6 protein-coding genes are annotated in these 5,574 nt (G+C 57.3%); 3 read left to right on the top strand and 3 right to left on the bottom strand.

The window, feature by feature from the left end; all coding sequences use genetic code 11:
• A partial coding sequence (locus RM96_RS28440; protein WP_238587456.1) for a thiamine pyrophosphate-dependent enzyme occupies positions 1–481 on the top strand: 481 nt, incomplete at its 5' end.
• A 283-nt stretch (positions 482–764) separates the two neighbouring features.
• On the opposite strand, the gene RM96_RS28435 is transcribed toward RM96_RS28440, so the two are convergent.
• A complete protein-coding gene (locus tag RM96_RS28435) occupies positions 765–1,349 on the bottom strand; it encodes an acyloxyacyl hydrolase (protein WP_238587455.1) in 585 nt (194 codons plus the stop codon).
• 241 nt (positions 1,350–1,590) lie between these two features.
• Positions 1,591–1,956, bottom strand: a complete 366-nt coding sequence (locus tag RM96_RS28430; RefSeq protein ID WP_039015079.1) for a response regulator — start codon at positions 1,954–1,956, stop codon at positions 1,591–1,593.
• Positions 1,957–2,527: 571 nt separating this feature from the next.
• Here RM96_RS28430 and RM96_RS28425 point away from each other — a divergent pair.
• Positions 2,528–3,271 carry a response regulator gene (locus tag RM96_RS28425; RefSeq protein WP_039015078.1) on the top strand — a complete coding sequence of 248 codons (744 nt, stop codon included), beginning with the start codon at positions 2,528–2,530 and terminating at the stop codon, positions 3,269–3,271.
• A 63-nt stretch (positions 3,272–3,334) separates the two neighbouring features.
• On the opposite strand, the gene RM96_RS28420 is transcribed toward RM96_RS28425, so the two are convergent.
• Positions 3,335–3,970, bottom strand: a complete 636-nt coding sequence (locus tag RM96_RS28420; protein ID WP_039015077.1) for a response regulator transcription factor — start codon at positions 3,968–3,970, stop codon at positions 3,335–3,337.
• A gap of 970 nt (positions 3,971–4,940) precedes the next feature.
• Between RM96_RS28420 and RM96_RS28415 the strand changes: the two genes are divergently transcribed.
• On the top strand, positions 4,941–5,324 hold the full coding sequence (locus RM96_RS28415) for a response regulator transcription factor (protein WP_039015076.1): 384 nt from the start codon (positions 4,941–4,943) through the stop codon (positions 5,322–5,324).
• Positions 5,325–5,574: the final 250 nt, after the last annotated feature.

Genomic DNA, 5,574 nt, shown 5'->3' with positions numbered 1-5,574 from the left:
TTGTCTTGGCCGCCATGCTTGCCTGCCGCTCTCGATGTTCTTCTTTCCACATCCGAACGTTAGATCACATCTACGGCGAATTTTCAAACGGGCTCTTACGACGATCCAGGAAGACTTGCCGATCAAGATCGTCGTGTTCGACAACAGCAAGCTGGGCTTTGTAGAAATCGAACAGAAGTCCGAGGGAATGCTCGACACGTTCACGCGCCTGAAGAATCCCGACTTCGGCAAAGTGGCTGCAGCAATCGGCCTTTGGGGAAAAACGGTTCGACACGCCTCTGAGCTTCCAACGACCGTGCAAGAGTGGCTGTCCCAACCTGGCCCTGCACTTCTTAACGTCATCGTCAATCCGCTGGAGCTGGTCAAACCACCCTTCTTTGAAGCAAGGCCTGCGATCGGCATGGCGCTGTACTCCGTTCGCGCCGTACTTAACGGCCGCGGGGCGGATGTGCTGGAAATGGTGCGTGAAAACTTCCTTTGAACTGGCGCAATTTGCCTGCGGAAAGCAAGCGTTACGCCGATGACGGCGGGGCTGCTTTCCGCCCCAACAATTTGGTCCCACACGCAGGGGGGTAGAGTTTGTCTCCCGACGAACGCGTGGATCAACACCATTTTCCACGCCGGCGCGTGGACACCGCGCGTTTATCCACGAAGCCTTCATGAAAATCGCCTGCGGCATCATCTGCTGGCGCAGGCTCAGAGATCCATTTAAAGCCTGTAAAGGCGATTGAGGACCGGCCAGTTAGAGCGCCCTATATCTCCCCTTAGTAGCGGTAGCGCAAGTAAGCGGTGTAGAAATTGCTGCCGGGATTGGGCTCCTTGATGCCTGCGTTAGAAATATGCTGGAAGCGAAAGCCAGCTTCAGCGGCTTGCCCGGGTCCGAACGCGGCGCCCATACCGATCATGTCCGAGAACTGGAATGCAGTGCTGAAGCTGTGCTGATCCGACGTGCTCGTATGGCTCAACAGCCGCGGTCCGACAGAGGCCTCCAGGAACGGTACTACCGTCCCGCCACGCTTCTCAAGACGAGCGATCGGCGAGAACCCGAACTCGGTCACACTTTGACGGTTAGTGCCGCTTCTCGAATCCCATTGCGCGAGCTCCACCTCCCATTGCAGCCTGGCTTGCCAATCCTCCGGGTTGCCCCACGCAAAGCCGGAGTTCCAGTTGATGCCGACTTCGTACTTATTAATACCATGTGACGGATCTCGGGCAAATGCCAGGTGGACCGCCGGATCGGCGCAGGCCGGCGCACAGATCGCCGCGGAAAGCGAAATGGTTGCATACCATGCACGAAGAGGGGCACAGGCCAGGTACGTGTTATGACGGTGCGAAATCATGGTCGGCATTCAATTTTTTGACTCTCGTTCATGACGGTACTCCTGTAGTCGCTGTATGGACGATGCAATTGATAGGCAAGCTTCAGTCTGTCCAACACCGATCTCAGGCTTGTGACCAATCAGCGAGACACGATGACAATTGAAATATGAACTGTGTACCGTGTTTTTTCGAACAGCGGGTCGAAAACCCACGGTCAATGAGCGCAAGGACTAGCCGTCACGGCCACCGACATTCCGTTCTCCGATGGGGTCACTGAAATTGGTCGATGAGCGCGATCAACGCATCTCCATCGACTGGCTTGCGAAAGAAGCCTACTGCACCGTGGTCCAGATAGAACGACTCAGGGCGATCGCCGGGTTTCCCGGTGATGATAATTACCGGTAGCGCACCCGGCCGACTCCGGACACGACGGAGCACCTCCAGACCATCGATCGGCCTCATGCCGAGATCTGTAATGACGCACAAGAAGTCGGACCTATCTGCAGCCAGAAACAGATCCCCTGAAATGAAAAGCTGGGTTCCATAGCCGCAGGAGGCGAGAAGGTTCGCGAGCGAATTCAGTACCCTGCGGTCGTCGTCGACAACTGCGATGGCTTTCGCATTTCGGGACCGCATCTATGCAAAGCCTCCCTTCGTTCGCGCGGCACCGGAAGAATATAGCGGCTCCCGGACACTTGGCGGCCTTCTCGACCACATCGCATGATCAGCGCTGAGTGAGAGCCTGCCTCGACGGATATGACCGACTATGGGCAGCTACGACCTCAGCGGCATAGCGATGGTTCCTTTCTCGAAGCGAAAGGCTTGGCGCCGATGCCCAACTGCTCAAGGGTAGACGTACATGAATATGTAGTATCGCATGTCCGATCCTGGGTACAAGATGCAACCGAACGATAAGTCACGGTGCCATATCGCCAAGCGGCCATTTACGTATAGCTGGCTCTCCGCAGAGATAGGAATTCCGCAACTAGGGATAATAGAAGGCAAGCCTTCGGATTCCAATAGCATGATTGTTGTAGAGCGTTTACATTGACCTTGCGCCACTCGTCGACTGAACGACTTCATTTCGACGAAACAGGTCGACCCCGTCCCACACTGCGTTCCGCGAATCAGACTCCAAGTTTATGCAATTGCGAAGCGTCACTGCATCGATTAACTTTATTGCGATCGCTAATACCTTCCGACAGACATGAGACCAGCAACCTCGGCTACTGATACTGTGCATATCCTCGTGGCGGTCGACGATTCTGAGATGCGCCAACTGATCGTCGACTATCTTGGCACCAACGATATACGCGTTACATCGCTGCCGGATGCCCGCGGAGTTGAGGATGCACTGGCTCGCGAGACCATCGATCTGTTGATCGTTGCCGTGAAGCCTCCCGGCGATGACGGATTGCGGCTAACCCAACGACTACGGGATGACTCCGACTTGCCGATAATCATGTTAGCCGGTCGGTCCGACGAGGCGGATCGTGTCATGGGACTGGAGCTAGGGGCTGATGACTATCTCGTCAAGCCTTTCTCTAACCGCGAGCTCCTGGCCAGGGTACGTGCCTTGCTGCGCCGATGCCGTTCGAGGTACTCGGTAGCGGACCGGTTGACGCGTATTCGCGCCTATCGCTTCCAGGGATGGGAGCTGAACGTTCGGCTGCGTCGTCTGATCCGACCGGATGGAGCTGTCGTCGCGCTAACCAATGCCGAGTTCAACTTGCTGGCCGCATTTCTGAACGCACCGCAGTGCGTGCTGAGTCGCGACCAACTACTTGAGCTTTCCCGGCTGCACAACGACGAAGTCTATGAGCGTGCAATCGATGCACAAGTTGCGCGCCTCCGCAAAAAGCTCAGCATGGGTCCGGTCGCGGGAGACATTATTCGCACGGAGCGTGGCTTTGGCTACGTCTTCGCTGCCGCAGCCGTGCACGTGAGCTGATTTGCTTGCCTAGCATACGCGCGGTGACACCTCGAACGAGCCGCGTGGGCAGCGCGGGCGGCGCTAGCCGCCCCTGGCACGCTGGTATGCCTCTAGCCCCAACTGGCTTGCCTGCCTGACGAGCGAGGCAAACGAGCCCGCTTGCATCTTCTTCATAATGTGACCGCGATGCACCTGCACGGTGTACTCGGTGATCCCAAGCACGTCTGCTGCCTGCTTGTTCAGCATGCCCCCGACAAGCAAGGGTAGAAGCTCTTGCTCTCTTGGTGTCAGGGTCTCGTAAAGCGCCCGTAGCGCTGCAGCTTCCGCGGCATCCCTGCGCTGTGCACGCGTCTTCGCGATTGCGGTGTCAACGGCTCGGAGCAGGGCATCCTCACTGACGGGCTTCGTCAGAAAATCGACAGCCCCGCCCTTCATCGCCAGTACCGTGGAAGGCACATCGTTCCTGCCTGTGATGAAAACGATGGAAGCATGAGAGTTATTAATAACCTGCTCCTGGACTTCCAGGCCACTCATGCCCGGCATGCGCATATCGAGAATCAGGCACGCCACTGTGTCCCATTGAGTTTCTTCCAGAAACTCGTGGCCAGAGTTGAACGACCGCACACTTTTGCCATGGGCGCGCAGCAGGCTTGCCAGGGCTTCCCGGACGCGTGAATCGTCGTCCACTATGCACACGAATTCGTTGACCGACTCCATGGAACGTCTCCGTCTTATGTCAGCTTGCCCGTCCCCTTCACTGGGGCCAACGGAACAATTGAGGCAACGAGACATTGCTGTCGCGTTGAATAAAAATGCCGCCCCAAAATTATAGCCAAGCAAGTACCCGGATAACGTCCGGGGATCGAGCAAACTGGCCTACATGAATATGTAATTCCCAATCTACGCAGAAGAGGTAGCCTCCAAAAATTCGAAATGGCGCGCCCCAAAGAGCACATGCAATCCGACTAGGGCTGAATCCGCCCCGGACGGATGGAAGCTCAGCGAAGGGAAATTCATGGCATTCAGGAACAGGCGTGCGCACGATGCGCACCCGGGCGATCTCAGGTACTCAGCCCCATCCATGGGCCGATACCACTAGCTTCATGTAATGGCGAACCCACGTCATTGAACTTATTATCCAGACACCCTTGAGGCTGTCACAGGATCAAACACAACCCAAGGATGCGTATTTCCCCGGGGGCATGAAGCGTTAGTACGAGTTGACAGGCAGCTCGATACGTTGGCGCTTTGCATGAGCGTTATTTGAAGCCGTCGACTGCATGGTATGCAATCAGTTTGCAAGATCGTTCTGGCGAGCGGTCCAACGCCACGACCGCAGCAACAGATGGCACGCATCCTGGTGGCATCACCCGCCCTACCAACAACCGGTCTGCCTTCGGCAATCATGGGGAAGAGCCACTCGCCTATGGACTCAAGGCAATCGGGCAGGTTGAGGGTACGCTGTCGGGTTGGTGCCTCCGGCCCGGCGCGATCCATGGCATGCGGAGCGGTGCTGATGAAGTGCCGCCTGCCAGACACGGCGGGATACGGGCCGGCCGGGGCGAGAATACCTATACGTTCATGTAGTTCCCCCCGGCAAACCGTGCGCATAAGATGCCAACAACGGGTATGGATGCCGCCACGATCGGTGCGCGGACCCGATGCTCAGCTTGGCAGGGGTAGTGGCTTGTACAACAATCAGGTAGTAGCGATCGTCGACGACGACGAATCGGTCCGCGTGGCGACATCGAGCCTGGTCCGCTCGCTCGGCTGGGAAGCCCGCCCGTTTTCCTCGGCGCGTGATTTCCTGGATTCGGGCAGTGCCGCCGAGGTGGCGTGCGTGATCTCCGATATCCAGATGCCGGGCATGACCGGGCTTGAAATGCAAAGGGCGCTCGTTCACGCCAGCGTCCTGGTACCGGTGATCTTCATTACGGCCTTTTGTACCGAGAGCATCCGCAAGCAGGCGCTGGAGTGCGGGGCAAGATCTTTCCTTTGCAAGCCCGTCGATGGCACCGCGGTATGCGAATGCCTGGAACAGATAACCCGCGAGTCAGCCCGCGAGCCGTAGCAGTTGCACGCGGGAGGAGACGCAGTGAAGGCAATCGGACACGCGCAGCGCACATTGGTGCGCCGGTGCCTGGGATCGGCATGCAAGACGAAGCGCCAGATGACAACCCATGCCGGCCGGCGTGGGTTTCGCGCATTGGCATGCTGGCAGCGCTAGGGTCTGTTTACATTTGAATAAATGTGTTTACATCTTGTCTTTTGCGCGAGCGAGGCAAGATGGTCCGGACGCTGTTGAGCGACGAGGTATGGCA

Origin of the sequence: Cupriavidus sp. IDO, assembly GCF_000812465.1 — a bacterium.
Lineage (GTDB): Bacteria > Pseudomonadota > Gammaproteobacteria > Burkholderiales > Burkholderiaceae > Cupriavidus.
This window is presented reverse-complemented; position numbering and strand designations above follow the sequence as displayed.

Coding starts and splice junctions, on each gene's coding strand:
- RM96_RS28435 (WP_238587455.1), bottom strand. CDS start 1,349: ATGCCGACCATGATTTCGCACCGTCATAACACGTACCTGGCCTGTGCC.
- RM96_RS28430 (WP_039015079.1), bottom strand. CDS start 1,956: ATGCGGTCCCGAAATGCGAAAGCCATCGCAGTTGTCGACGACGACCGC.
- RM96_RS28425 (WP_039015078.1), top strand. CDS start 2,528: ATGAGACCAGCAACCTCGGCTACTGATACTGTGCATATCCTCGTGGCG.
- RM96_RS28420 (WP_039015077.1), bottom strand. CDS start 3,970: ATGGAGTCGGTCAACGAATTCGTGTGCATAGTGGACGACGATTCACGC.